Source organism: Streptomyces sp. NPDC052687, from assembly GCF_040678395.1.
Lineage (GTDB): Bacteria > Actinomycetota > Actinomycetes > Streptomycetales > Streptomycetaceae > Streptomyces.
This window is the reverse complement of record NZ_JBFATR010000001.1, coordinates 175,400-189,626: the sequence shown is the minus strand read 5'-3', so window position 1 is coordinate 189,626 and position 14,227 is coordinate 175,400. Positions and strand designations below refer to the sequence as shown.

The window sequence follows — 14,227 nt, the reverse complement described above, 5'->3', positions numbered from 1 at the left end:
CGCCGGACCTCCGGTCCCTTCTGTGCACACGGTCACACTGCGAGTGAGTCAGGCTCCCTCACCACATCCGGCCCATCGCCCCCACGCTGCTGGTCTGCACGTCCCCCACCGCGAGAGGCGACCATGACGGACCCCGTGAGCCGGACGATCCTGCTGCTGGACATCGAGAGGTTCAGCGACCGGGACGACGTGGAGCAGGCGTACCTGCGCCGGATGCTCTACGACATCACCGACCGCGCGCTGGAGGCCGCGGGCATCGACGGAACGCGGCGGCTGCGCGCGGACCGCGGGGACTCCGTGATGGAGCTGATCGACGCGGGCGCCCCGGTCACCGCGCTGCTGCGCGCCCTGCTGCGCGAGGTTCCCGCCCAGCTGCGCCAGGTCAACCGCATGTCCTCGCGCTCGGCCCAGATCCGGCTGCGCGGGGTGGTGGCCGCGGGCTACGTCGCCGTCGACGAGCACGGCGGCTGGGTCGGCTCCGATCTGAACCACGCCTGCCGCCTGCTCGACGCCGACGTGCTGCGCGCGGCGCTGCGCGAGCGCCACGACGACTTCGCCCTGTGCGTGTCGGAGAGCGTGCACGCGGGCATCGTCCGGCACGACCACGCGGGCATCCCCGCCGAGGACTTCCACCTGGTGACGGTGGTCAGCAAGAACGGCCCGCTGCGGGCCTGGCTGCACGGGCCGCTCCCGGCGGGAGCGGCCCGTACCGGGGAGGGCGGTACGGCGCCCCGTGAGGCGGGCGGAACGGCGACGGCGACGGCCGCGCCCGAGGACCACGGTGAAAGGGGGGCGGGGGAAGCCCCGGTGCCGGGTGACCCGGGGGACGGCCCGGCACCGGGGCCGCAGGCCCCGCCCCGCGCGCAGCCGCCCGGCGGCGTCGTCCTCACCTTCCTCGGCGGCTCCCCCTCCTTCGGCGGCAGCCTCGTCGCCGGTGACCAGCACGGCGTGTCCGGCGGCCAGGTCACCGGAGACGTCCACCTGGGCCGGTCGGGCGGTGAGCCCGCGTGACGGCGCCCGCGCAGCCGGCGCCCGCCGCCGACGACGTGCCGCCGCGGGCCGCGCAGCCCTCACCCGGCGTGTCCGCCGAAGCCGCCGAGGCGGCCGGGGCCGCCGAGGGCTCGGAGGGCATGGAGGGCTTGGAGGAGCGGACCCAGGAAGCACGGGCCGCGCAGCGGGAGCTGTTCGCGCACACGCCCGGTTTCATCCTCGGCTCGGCCGCCTCCTTCGGCGGCAGCCTGGTCGGCGGCGCCCAGCACGGTGTCTCCGGCGGGCAGGTCGCCGGTGACGTGTTCATGGGCGGCAAGACGGAGATCCATCACCACGCGCCGACGGCCGCCGCGCACGTCGCCGGGGAGATCCCGCGCGAACAGCTCGACGCGCTGGCCGAGCGCTTCGCCGAGGGGCCGGTCTTCGCCGCCGCCCTCGCGCGGTTGCGGGAGGAACGCGTCCTCGTCCTGGCCGGCCCGCACGGCTGCGGACGCCACGCGGCCGCGCGGATGCTGCTGCACCGCCTGGGCCTGCCCGCCGTCCACGCGCTGTCGGAGGAGACGACGCCGGGCACGCTGAGCGCGCAGCTCACCCGGCCGGGCGGGCATCTGCTGCGGGATCTGCCGCTGACCCGCAACCGTCCGCTGCGCGACACCCATCTGTACGCCGCGGCCGACCAGCTGCGGAAAGCGGACGGCTACCTCGTCGTCACCGTCGAGAAATCGCCATTCCTGTCCGGGGTCACGCCGTTCGCCTGGAAACCACCGGCCGCCGAGGACGTCGTACGGGCGCACCTGGCGGCCGTACGCCCCGACGACACGGCGCGGCTGCTCGCGCTCGGGCCCGTGCGGGACTTCCTCGCCCGGGGCGGGCACCGGCCCGCCGAGGCGGCCGGGTTCGCCGCGGCGCTCGCCCGCTACGACGGCAGCCCGGCGGCGGACGCGCGGCTCGTGGACTTCGGGCAGGCGGCGGTGGAGAAGCAGTGCCGGGACCGGCTCGGCGACCCCCGGACCGACCTGCGGGACAAGGCCTTCCTCATCTCCCTCGCGGTGTTCGACCGGGCCCCGTACGTGCTGGCCGCCGAACTCGCCGACAAGCTCTTCGTCCACCTCCAGCGGCTCCAGCACCCCGAGCGGCCCCCGGAGATCCCCGTGTTCTCCCCCCTGGCCGCCGAGACCCGGCTGGAGCGCGCCGGGGCGAAGGGCGAGGTGCGCGGCGAGGAGACCGAGTGGGGTACGGTCCCGCAGTTCACGGCCTACTTCCCGCGTGAGGACACCCCGCGGGCCCTGCTCGCGGAGGTGTGGACGGGTCACCCGTCGGCCCGGCCGGCGCTGGTCGGCTGGCTCAAGGAGCTGGCCCGGGACCGGCGGCCCCTGGTCCGTACCCGCGTCGCCGCGGCGACGGCGCTGCTCGCGCGCGCCGACCTGCCCTCTGCGGTGGCCCTGATCATCGACGGCTGGGCCGTCTCGAAGGCGTTCGGACCCCGGGTGACCGCCGCGAACGCCCTGGTCCTCGCCCAGCTCCTCGACGCGCCCGTGGTCCTGCGCCTGCTCACCCAGTGGTGCACGGACCCGCACTGGGCGCGCCGCTGGACGGCGATCCGCGCACTCGGCCTGCTCGCCCCGTTGCGCCCCGAGCTGACCGGCCCGGCACTCGGCGCGCTCGCCGCCCGCGCCCGTGCGGACCACAGCGGTCCGGCCGAGAGCGCCAACCTGATCGAGTCCACGGCGCTGCTGCTGTCGGTGGGCACCCGCCGCGGGGAGATGCTCTCCGAGCTGGTCCGGCTGCTGCAGGAGGACGCCCCGTCGGTCCGCTCGCTCGCCCTGGCCGCGTTCGTCCGCGCCTGCGAGAACACGGAGGAGGGCGCGCTCGTCGAGTGGTACGCCGACACCGGCATGTACGAGCCGGACTCGGCCCGTGACCTCGCCACCCTCTGGCGCACCGCGCTCGGCGACCGCGGCCACACCCGGCAGGCCCTGAACGCCCTGCGCGCCTGGGTGTACACGGCCCAGCGCAGCGCGGCCACGGCGCAGGCCCTGGAACTGCTGCTGCCCGCCCTGGTCGTCACGGCCGCCGACCGGCACCGCCTCGACCACGAGCTGCGCACGCTGCGCGCGGAGGACGGCGGCCCGCGCCCGCCGGTCGCCGACCGGCTGCTCGCCGTGGTGAGCCCATCCATGCACCCCCAGCACCAGCCGAGGAGTTGACCCATGGCGGACTTCCGCCGTCAGCCGGAGTGGCAGCAATCCGCCGACCGGCACAGCACCCTGATCGACCCCGTGCTCACCGTGCGGCCGGTCTCCCGGTTCGACTACGCCGCCCGGCGTCCGGTCACCGCGATCGACCACGCACTGGTGTTCGCCACGGCGACCGGCACGTACGACGTCTACATCCCGCCGCACCGGCCCACCCGCGCACAGGCGGCCACCCGCCGCTACACCTCGGTGTACGAGGTCGACATGGGCAGCCACCCGGTGCGGCTGGATCTCGATCTGCCCAGCGACGACGACGCGTTCTCGTTCGGCGCGACCGCCGAGCTGACCTGGCGGGTCGCCGATCCGGAGGCGTATGTGCGCAGCGGTGAGCGGGACGTGCCCACCCGGCTCGCCCGGGAACTCCAGCAGTTCGCCCGCCCGGTCAGCCGGCGCTTCTCCATCGAGGACAGCCCGGCCGCCGAGAGCGCCGTGCAGCAGGCCGTCGCCTCCGGCTCCTTCGCGGCGGGCATCGGGCTCGCCGTCACCTGTGTGATGCGGCTGCGGCTGGACGACGGGGCGATCGAGCACCGGCGCAGGCGCCGGGAGCTGCGCTACAGCACCGAACTGCTGGACCCCGAGCACGAGTTCCGGATGCGGCAGGCGCAGCAGCAGCACGAACTGGAGATGCTGCGCCAGCGGCAGTACCAGCAGCTGGTCGCCGAGAAGATCCACTTCTACCAGTACCACCTCCAGCACGGCGGCGTCGGCGCGTGGGCGCTGCACCTCGCCGCGCACCCCGAGGACACCCGGCTGGTGATCGACAACATCCACCGGGACCAGCTGACGTACATCAAGGACCAGCTGGAGCTGATGAGCGGCGACGAGCTGGAGGACTACGAGAAGGCCGCCTCGCTCAAGCAGATCCGCCAGGAGGTCGACGACCTGATCCAGCGCCGGTCGGCCGCCCCCGGGGCCCAGGGCGAACTGCCCACCGGCCCGCCTCCCGCAGGGCCGTACGGCGCGGAGGACCCGGCGGCGCCCCCGGCCGCCCCCGCTGCCACGGGAGGCCCCGCGCCCGTCACACCGCCGCCGCCCCCGGCGTACGCCCCTGCCCCGGCGTACGCCCCGGCCTCGCCGGCCGTCCCCGCCCCGTCTGCCGTCCCCGCCGCACCGGCCGTCCCCCCGCCGCCGGGGTCGCCGGACGGCGAGGCCGCTGAGCCGGGGCCGGGGCCGGCGTGACCTCCGCGGACGATGCCACGGCCGTCCGCCATCAGCTCGCCGAACGCCTGCTCACCGAGATGCGCGCGGAGATAGCACGGGCGGACAGCAAGGCGGCGGTGCTGGTGGCGGCGCTCGGCATCACCGCCGGGGTGTGCAGCGGCCTGATGGCCGGGCGCAAGTGGAGCCCGCAGGACCTCTCCGCGGGGGGCGCGGTGCTGTGGTGGGCCGGGATCCTGTCGTTCGCCCTGTCCCTGCTCGCGCTGCTGCTGGCCGTGCTGCCCCGCTACGGCAAGGACGGCTGGGCCCCCGGCCGTCCCCTCTGCTACTTCGGCGACGTCCAGCGCGCCGTACGCGACGGACAGCTGGCCGACGCGCTCGCCGACACCGCCCGCGACCCGGCCGGCGGGCACCTGGTCGCCCTGGCCGAGACCAGCCGTATCGCCGCCCGCAAGCACCAGTGGATCCGCACCGGCCTGATCGCCTTCTGCGCCGGGACGGTCCTGCTGCCCGCGGGCCTGCTGGCCGGCTGATCCCCCGTTCCGCCCGAGGGTTCGCGAGACCCCGCACGCACGAAGGAGCTCCCATGACCCAGCCACCGGACCCGGCCGCCGTACCGGAACCCCCGTACCCGGCCGCCCCGCCGCCACCGCGGTATCCGACGGCCGCACCGCCCCCGCATCACGCGACGGCCGCGCCGCCCCCTCAGTACCCTTCCGTCCCGTCGCCTCCTCAGTACCCGACGGCCCCCTCGCCCCCTCAGTACCCGACGGCCGCCCCACCGGCGTACTCGACGGCCCTGCCCCCGGCGTATCCGACCGCCCCGTCCCCCGCGTACCCGGCCGCCGGCACCACCCCGCCCGTCCACCCGACCGGCACCATCCCGCCCGTCCACCCGGCCGGCCCCGGCACCCCACCGCCCGCCGCCGGTACCACCGGCGTCGCCGCCGCCGTCCCGTCACAGCCCACCGGAGCCCCCGACGACCTCGACTACCGTCACGCCGGCTCCCGCATCCATGTGGCCGAGCACCAGCGCGGCGCGGACGCCACCGCGATCGGACGGCTGCTGATCCACGTACCGGGCCTGGTGGTGAGCCTGGCCGTGGTGGCCACCGTCGCCGAGGCCCTGGCCGGCCCGGCCGGTGCCTGGGTGGCCGTCCTGCTGTGGCTGGCCTCCGGCGCGTTCGTCTTCCACCGGCCCACCGAGCTGGCCTTCGCCCGCCACGTCCTCAAGCTGCGCGCCCCGCTGGCCGACGAGCGGGCCCGGCTGGAGCCCGTCTGGCGCGAGGTCACCGCCCGCGCGGGCATCGAGTCCCACTCCTACGAGCTGATGGTGGAGAACAGCACCGAGCTGAACGCGTCCGCCGTCGCCGGTCACGTCGTCAGCGTCACCACCTACGCCCTCAACGAGATCCCGAGCAGCAACCTCGCCGCCGTACTCGCCCATGAACTCGGCCATCACACCGGCGGCCACGCCTGGGCCGGACTGCTCGGTTACTGGTACTCCCTGCCGGGCCGCGTCGCCTGGGCGCTGACCAAGCGCCTCGCCCGGTTCGCGCTCGTCATCGCCAGTGTCTTCTCGGCGGCGGCCACCGGAGTCCTGCTGCTGTTCATGGGGGTCTTCCTGGCGGCGGGCATGCTGGTGATCCCGTACATCACCGTCCCGCTCGTCCTCGCCCCCTACCTGCTGGCCTACATGGGCCGCACGGGCGAGCTGCGCGCCGACCAGCAGGCCGCCGACCTGGGCTTCGCCGGTCAGATGACACAGGTGCTGTACCGGTTGCAGGCCGAGGAGGACGCCCTGGAGGCGCACGCGCGGGCGACGGGGCAGCGGCTGGAGAAGCCGGGCAGACTGGCCCGCCTGCTGTCCACGCACCCCGACCACCCCACCCGGATCCGGGCGCTGGAGCCCTATCTGCGCACCGGCCTCTGACTGCGGACACGCCGAAGGGCGGCCACCCGCCGGGGTGACCGCCCTTCGCGTTCAGGCGACTCGCTTACTGGTTGTACGGACCGTAGTCGTAGTCCTCCAGCGGAACGGCCTGGCCGGAGCCCGTGCCGAACGGCGAGTAGTCGATGTCGTCGTAGCCGACGGCCGAGTACATCGCGGCCTTGGCCTCCTCGGTCGGCTCGACCCGGATGTTGCGGTAGCGGGACAGACCCGTACCGGCCGGGATGAGCTTACCGATGATGACGTTCTCCTTGAGGCCGATGAGGCTGTCGGACTTGGCGTTGATCGCCGCGTCCGTCAGGACTCGGGTCGTCTCCTGGAAGGAGGCGGCCGACAGCCAGGATTCCGTCGCCAGCGAGGCCTTGGTGATACCCATCAGCTGCGGACGACCGGAGGCCGGGTGACCGCCCTCCTGGACCACACGACGGTTCTCCTGCTCGAAGCGGGAGCGCTCGACCAGCTCGCCGGGCAGCAGCTCGGCGTCGCCCGACTCGATGATCGTCACGCGGCGCAGCATCTGCCGGATGATGATCTCGATGTGCTTGTCGTGGATCGACACACCCTGCGAGTTGTACACCTTCTGGACCTCGCCGACCAGGTGGACCTGGACGGCACGCTGGCCCAGGATGCGCAGCACGTCGTGCGGGTTGGTGGCACCCACGGTGAGCTTCTGGCCCACCTCGACGTGCTCGCCCTCGCTGACCATCAGACGGGCGCGCTTGGAGATGGGGTAGGCCATCTCGTCGCTGCCGTCGTCCGGCGTGATGACGATCTTCTTGGTCTTCTCGGTCTCCTCGATCCGCACGCGGCCGGCGGCCTCGGAGATCGGGGCGACACCCTTCGGGGTACGGGCCTCGAAGAGCTCGACGACACGCGGCAGACCCTGGGTGATGTCGTCACCGGCCACACCACCGGTGTGGAAGGTACGCATCGTCAGCTGGGTACCGGGCTCACCGATGGACTGGGCGGCGATGATGCCGACCGCCTCACCGATGTCGACCAGCTTGCCGGTGGCCAGCGAACGGCCGTAGCACATGGCGCAGGTGCCGACCGCGGACTCACAGGTCAGGACCGAGCGGGTCTTGACCTCGGCGACGCCGTGGGTGATCAGCTCGTCGATGAGCACGTCGCCCAGGTCGGTGCCGGCCGGGGCCAGCACCTTGCCGTCCACGACGATGTCCTCGGCGAGGCAGCGCGCGTACACGGACGTCTCGACGTTCTCGGCCTTGATGAGCGAGCCGTCCTCGCCGCGCTCGGCGATCGCCAGGCGCAGACCGCGGTCGGTGCCGCAGTCCTCCTCGCGGATGATCACGTCCTGGGAGACGTCGACCAGACGACGGGTGAGGTAACCCGAGTCGGCGGTACGCAGGGCGGTGTCGGCGAGACCCTTACGGGCACCGTGGGTGGAGATGAAGTACTCCAGCACGGACAGACCCTCACGGAACGACGCCTTGATGGGCCGCGGGATGGTCTCGTTCTTCGCGTTCGACACCAGACCGCGCATACCGGCGATCTGACGCATCTGCATCATGTTTCCTCGGGCACCCGAGTTGACCATCATGAAGATCGGGTTGGTCTTCGGGAAGTTGCCCGTCATGGCCTCGGCCACGTCGTTGGTGGCCTTGGTCCAGATCGCGATGAGCTCCTGGGTCCGCTCGTCCTTCGTGATCAGACCGCGCTCGTACTGCTTCTGGACCTTCTCGTCCTGCGCCTCGTAGCCCTTGACGATCTCCTTCTTCGCCTCGGGGACGACGACGTCGGAGATGGCCACGGTGACACCGGAACGGGTCGCCCAGTAGAAGCCGGCCGCCTTCAGGTTGTCGAGCGTCGCCGCCACGATGACCTTCGGGTAGCGCTCCGCCAGGTCGTTGACGATCTGGGAGAGCTGCTTCTTGCCGACCTCGTAGTCGACGAACGGGTAGTCCTCGGGCAGCAGCTCGTTGAAGAGCGCGCGGCCCAGCGTGGTCTTCAGGGTGAAGCTGTCACCCTGCTGCCACTCCGGCTCGCCCTCCTCGCGGGCCGGCGGCTCCCAGCCGCGCGGCGGGATGGTGCCCACCGGGAAGCGGATGTCGACCGGCGCCTGGAGCGACAGCTCGCCGGCGTCGAACGCCATGATCGCCTCGGCGACCGAGGAGAACGCGCGGTCCTCGCCCTTGATCTCGCGGCCCTCGGCGTCCGTGGTGAGGAAGTACAGACCCAGCACCATGTCCTGGGTCGGCATCGTCACCGGACGGCCGTCGGCGGGCTTGAGGATGTTGTTCGAGGACAGCATCAGGATGCGGGCCTCGGCCTGCGCCTCCGCGGACAGCGGCAGGTGCACGGCCATCTGGTCACCGTCGAAGTCCGCGTTGAACGCGGTGCAGACGAGCGGGTGGATCTGGATGGCCTTGCCCTCGACCAGCTGCGGCTCGAAGGCCTGGATGCCGAGGCGGTGCAGGGTGGGAGCACGGTTCAGCAGCACCGGGTGCTCGGCGATGACCTCTTCGAGGACGTCGTACACGACCGTGCGGCCGCGCTCCACCATGCGCTTGGCGCTCTTGATGTTCTGCGCGTGGTTCAGGTCGACCAGGCGCTTCATCACGAACGGCTTGAACAGCTCCAGCGCCATCGCCTTGGGCAGACCGCACTGGTGCAGCTTCAGCTGCGGACCGACGACGATCACGGAACGCGCGGAGTAGTCCACACGCTTGCCGAGCAGGTTCTGGCGGAAGCGGCCCTGCTTGCCCTTCAGCATGTCGCTGAGGGACTTCAGCGGGCGGTTGCCCGGTCCGGTGACCGGACGGCCGCGGCGGCCGTTGTCGAACAGCGCGTCCACGGCCTCCTGGAGCATGCGCTTCTCGTTGTTCACGATGATCTCGGGCGCGCCGAGGTCGAGAAGCCGCTTCAGGCGGTTGTTGCGGTTGATGACACGGCGGTACAGGTCGTTCAGGTCGGAGGTCGCGAAGCGGCCACCGTCCAGCTGCACCATCGGACGCAGGTCCGGCGGGATGACCGGCACGCAGTCCAGCACCATGCCCTTGGGGCTGTTGCTGGTCTGCAGGAACGCGGAGACGACCTTCAGGCGCTTGAGCGCACGGGTCTTCTTCTGGCCCTTGCCGGTACGGATGATCTCGCGGAGCTTCTCGGCCTCCTCCTCGAGGTCGAAGGACTCCAGGCGCTTCTGGAGCGCCGCGGCACCCATCGAGCCGTCGAAGTACGTGCCGAAGCGGTCCCGCAGCTCGCGGTAGAGCAGCTCGTCGCCCTCCAGGTCCTGGACCTTGAGGTTCTTGAAGCGGTTCCACACCTCGTCGAGGCGGTCGATCTCGCGCTGCGCGCGGTCGCGCAGCTGCTTCATCTCGCGCTCGGCACCCTCGCGCACCTTGCGGCGCACGTCGGCCTTGGCGCCCTCGGCCTCCAGCTCGGCCAGGTCGGACTCGAGCTTCTTGGCGCGGGCCTCCAGGTCGGCGTCGCGGCGCTGCTCGATCTGCTGGCGCTCGACGGAGACGTGGGCCTCCAGCGAGGGCAGGTCGCGCTGACGGCGCTCCTCGTCGACGTACGTGATCATGTACGCCGCGAAGTAGATGACCTTCTCCAGGTCCTTCGGAGCGAGGTCGAGCAGGTAGCCGAGGCGCGACGGGACGCCCTTGAAGTACCAGATGTGCGTGACGGGGGCGGCGAGCTCGATGTGGCCCATCCGCTCACGGCGCACCTTGGCGCGGGTGACCTCGACGCCACACCGCTCGCAGATGATGCCCTTGAAGCGGACGCGCTTGTACTTGCCGCAGTAGCACTCCCAGTCCCGGGTCGGACCGAAGATCTTCTCGCAGAAGAGTCCGTCCTTTTCGGGCTTGAGGGTGCGGTAGTTGATGGTCTCGGGCTTCTTGACCTCGCCGTGGCTCCACTGACGGATGTCGTCAGCGGTGGCCAGGCCGATCCGGAGCTCGTCGAAGAAGTTGACGTCGAGCACTATGCGTCAATCCCTCTCAGGGTCGTAAGTCTTGGGGTCTGATACGGGGGTCCTGGGGCCGGCCGGAGGCTCAGGGATCTTCATCGCTGAACCTCCGGACCGGACTCCCGTCAGACCTCTTCGACGCTGCTCGGCTCGCGCCGGGACAGGTCGATACCGAGCTCCTCCGCAGCGCGGAAGACATCCTCGTCGGTGTCACGCATCTCGATGGACATACCGTCGCTGGACAGCACCTCCACGTTCAGGCAGAGAGACTGCATCTCCTTGATGAGCACCTTGAAGGACTCGGGGATGCCGGGTTCGGGGATGTTCTCGCCCTTGACGATGGCCTCGTAGACCTTCACGCGGCCGGTGACGTCGTCGGACTTGATGGTCAGCAGCTCCTGGAGGGCGTAGGCGGCGCCGTAGGCCTCGAGTGCCCACACCTCCATCTCGCCGAACCGCTGGCCACCGAACTGGGCCTTACCACCCAGCGGCTGCTGGGTGATCATCGAGTACGGGCCGGTCGAGCGGGCGTGCAGCTTGTCGTCGACCAGGTGGTGCAGCTTCAGGATGTACATGTAGCCGACCGAGATCGGGTCCGGGAACGGCTCACCGCTACGGCCGTCGAACAGCCGCGCCTTGCCGGACGGGAGCACCATGCGCTCGCCGTCGCGGTTCGGGATGGTGTGCTGCAGCAGACCCGCCAGCTCGTCCTCTCGCGCACCGTCGAAGACCGGGGTGGCCACGTTGGTGCCGGGCTCGACCTTGTCGGCGCCGATCGCCTGGAGGCGCTGCGCCCACTCGTCGGCCAGGCCGGAGACGTCCCAGCCGCGGCTGGCGAGCCAGCCGAGGTGGATCTCCAGCACCTGTCCCGGGTTCATCCGGGACGGCACACCCAGCGGGTTGAGGATGATGTCGACCGGGGTGCCGTCCTCCAGGAACGGCATGTCCTCGATCGGCAGGATCTTGGAGATGACACCCTTGTTGCCGTGGCGGCCGGCGAGCTTGTCACCGTCGGTGATCTTGCGCTTCTGCGCAACATACACACGCACCAGCTGGTTGACGCCGGGCGGCAGCTCGTCGCCCTCCTCGCGGTCGAAGACGCGCACGCCGATGACCTTGCCGGTCTCACCGTGCGGCACCTTCAGCGAGGTGTCACGGACCTCACGGGCCTTCTCACCGAAGATCGCGCGCAGCAGGCGCTCCTCCGGCGTCAGCTCGGTCTCACCCTTGGGCGTGACCTTGCCGACGAGGATGTCACCGGCGATGACCTCGGCGCCGATGCGGATGATGCCGCGCTCGTCGAGGTCGGCGAGGACCTCCTCGGAGACGTTCGGGATGTCCCGGGTGATCTCCTCGGGGCCGAGCTTGGTGTCACGGGCGTCGACCTCGTGCTCCTCGATGTGGATCGAGGAGAGGACGTCGTCCTGCACGAGGCGCTGCGACAGGATGATCGCGTCCTCGTAGTTGTGACCCTCCCACGGCATGAACGCCACGAGCAGGTTCTTGCCGAGGGCCATCTCGCCGTTCTGGGTGGCCGGACCGTCGGCGAGGACCTGGCCCTCGACGACCCGGTCGCCCTCGTTGACGATGACCTTCTGGTTGACCGAGGTGCCCTGGTTGGAGCGGGCGAACTTGGCCAGGCGGTACGTGATGTACGTGCCGTCGTCGTTGGCGGTGGTGATGTAGTCCGCGGAGACCTCCTGGACCACACCGGCCTTCTCGGCCTTGACGACGTCGCCGGCGTCGACGGCGGAGCGGTACTCCATGCCGGTGCCGACGAGCGGGGCCTCCGCCTGGATGAGCGGAACGGCCTGGCGCATCATGTTCGCGCCCATGAGGGCACGGTTGGCGTCGTCGTGCTCGAGGAAGGGGATCATGGCGGTCGCGACCGACACCATCTGGCGCGGCGAGACGTCCATGTAGTCCACGTCCTCGGGCGCGACGTAGTCGACCTCGCCGCCACGGCGGCGGACCAGCACGCGGGCCTCGGCGAACCGCATGTCGTCGGTGAGCGGCGCGTTGGCCTGCGCGATGACGAAGCGGTCTTCCTCGTCGGCGGTGAGGTAGTTGACCTCGTCCGTGACCTGGCCGTCGATCACCTTGCGGTACGGCGTCTCGACGAAACCGAAGGCGTTGACGCGACCGTAGGTGGCGAGCGAGCCGATCAGACCGATGTTCGGGCCTTCGGGGGTCTCGATCGGGCACATACGGCCGTAGTGCGACGGGTGCACGTCGCGGACCTCGAAGCCGGCCCGCTCACGGGAGAGACCACCCGGGCCGAGCGCGGACAGACGACGCTTGTGCGTCAGCCCGGACAGCGGGTTGTTCTGGTCCATGAACTGGGACAGCTGGCTGGTGCCGAAGAACTCCTTGATGGAGGCGACGACCGGCCGGATGTTGATCAGGGTCTGCGGCGTGATCGCCTCGACGTCCTGGGTCGTCATCCGCTCGCGGACGACGCGCTCCATACGCGCCAGACCCGTGCGGACCTGGTTCTGGATGAGCTCGCCGACGCTGCGCAGACGACGGTTGCCGAAGTGGTCGATGTCGTCGGTCTCGACGACGACCGTCTCGCCGTTGTCGCCGGTGGTCTCGGTCTCGCCGGCGTGCAGCTTCACCAGGTACTTGATCGTCGCGATGATGTCCTCGACGGTCAGGATGCCCGCGTCCAGCGGGGTGTCCGTACCCAGCTTCTTGTTGACCTTGTAGCGGCCGACCTTGGCGAGGTCGTAGCGCTTGGGGTTGAAGTAGAGGTTCTCGAGCAGCGTCTGCGCGGCCTCACGCGTGGGGGGCTCGCCCGGACGCAGCTTGCGGTAGATGTCGAGCAGCGCGTCGTCCTGGCCCTGGGTGTGGTCCTTCTCCAGGGTGGCGCGCATGGACTCGTACTCGCCGAACTCCTCGAGGATCTGCTCGGTCGTCCAGCCGAGCGCCTTGAGGAGGACGGTCACGGACTGCTTGCGCTTGCGGTCGATGCGGACACCGACCATGTCGCGCTTGTCGATCTCCATCTCCAGCCAGGCACCCCGGGACGGGATGATCTTGGCGGAGAAGATGTCCTTGTCGGAGGTCTTGTCGATGGTGGAGTCGAAGTAGACACCCGGCGAACGGACCAGCTGCGACACCACGACACGCTCGGTGCCGTTGATGACGAAGGTGCCCTTGTTGGTCATGAGCGGGAAGTCGCCCATGAAGACCGTCTGGGACTTGATCTCGCCGGTCTCGTTGTTCGTGAACTCGGCCGTGACGAAGAGCGGCGCGGCGTAGGTGAAGTCGCGCTCCTTGCACTCGTCGATCGAGTTCTTCGGCGGCTCGAAGCGGTGGTCGCGGAAGGTCAGCGACATCGACCCGCTGAAGTCCTCGATCGGGGAGATCTCCTCGAAGATCTCCTCCAGACCGGACTTGGTGGGGACGTCCTGACCGTTCTCGAGGGCCTCCTCGACGCGAGCCTTCCACGCGTCGTTGCCGAGCAGCCAGTCGAAGCTCTCGGTCTGGAGCGCGAGAAGGTTCGGAACCTCGAGGGGCTCCTTGATCTTTGCAAAGGAGATGCGCAGCGGGGCGGTGCTGGCAGCGTTGTTCGTATTCGCGGTCGAGGCGTTGCGCGAGGCGGCCAAGAGGGGGTCCTTCCGAGGGCTCGGACTCACTACGCGCGTACCGGCCCCTCCCCCAAATGCAGAGACACTTTCCCCAGGTCAGAGGGGACGAGGTGCCGTGCTCGGGTGAGGGCAGACCCCTGGTGACGGGCAGGGGACAGCTAACAGGCAGCGCAAAGGGTCAGTGTAGCCACTCGGCACACTGATGTCCAGCCCCGGATTCCGGAGACCCTTGTTCTCAACGCCTGCGTCATGCCTGCCCTCAACGCACGTTGATACTGCCCTCTTCGTCGTCGATCCATGCCTCGGATTCGGACCGTTGTGACGACGCGTCCTGAGAATTGCGCGCTGC

The 14,227-nt window shown here is 70.6% G+C and carries 7 protein-coding genes; 5 read left to right on the top strand and 2 right to left on the bottom strand.

The genetic code is table 11. The features are described 5' to 3' along the window. Positions 1–123: 123 nt before the first annotated feature. From AB0K92_RS00945 to AB0K92_RS00925, 5 genes are read left to right on the top strand one after another with little or no spacing between them, the layout of a single operon-like run. Entirely contained in the window at positions 124–1,011 is an 888-nt protein-coding gene (locus AB0K92_RS00945) for a hypothetical protein (RefSeq protein WP_365918156.1), read from the top strand. After that, complete coding sequence (locus AB0K92_RS00940) at positions 1,008–3,197, top strand: hypothetical protein (RefSeq protein ID WP_365918154.1); 2,190 nt, start codon at positions 1,008–1,010, stop codon at positions 3,195–3,197. Before AB0K92_RS00945 ends, AB0K92_RS00940 begins: the two co-directional genes overlap by 4 nt. Before the next feature lie 3 nt (positions 3,198–3,200). Continuing rightward, complete coding sequence (locus AB0K92_RS00935) at positions 3,201–4,424, top strand: PE-PGRS family protein (protein ID WP_365918152.1); 1,224 nt, start codon at positions 3,201–3,203, stop codon at positions 4,422–4,424. A gap of 59 nt (positions 4,425–4,483) precedes the next feature. Then, entirely contained in the window at positions 4,484–4,936 is a 453-nt protein-coding gene (locus tag AB0K92_RS00930) for a Pycsar system effector family protein (protein WP_365918736.1), read from the top strand. Positions 4,937–4,989: 53 nt separating this feature from the next. Then, positions 4,990–6,336, top strand: a complete 1,347-nt coding sequence (locus AB0K92_RS00925) for a M48 family metalloprotease (protein WP_365918150.1) — start codon at positions 4,990–4,992, stop codon at positions 6,334–6,336. Between the two features lie 64 nt (positions 6,337–6,400). Here the strand turns inward: AB0K92_RS00925 and AB0K92_RS00920 are convergent, their stop codons facing one another. Next, entirely contained in the window at positions 6,401–10,300 is a 3,900-nt protein-coding gene (locus AB0K92_RS00920; RefSeq protein WP_166001499.1) for a DNA-directed RNA polymerase subunit beta', read from the bottom strand. Positions 10,301–10,410: 110 nt separating this feature from the next. Then, positions 10,411–13,896 carry a DNA-directed RNA polymerase subunit beta gene (gene rpoB, locus AB0K92_RS00915; RefSeq protein WP_166001497.1) on the bottom strand — a complete coding sequence of 1,162 codons (3,486 nt, stop codon included), beginning with the start codon at positions 13,894–13,896 and terminating at the stop codon, positions 10,411–10,413. Positions 13,897–14,227 lie beyond the last annotated feature (331 nt).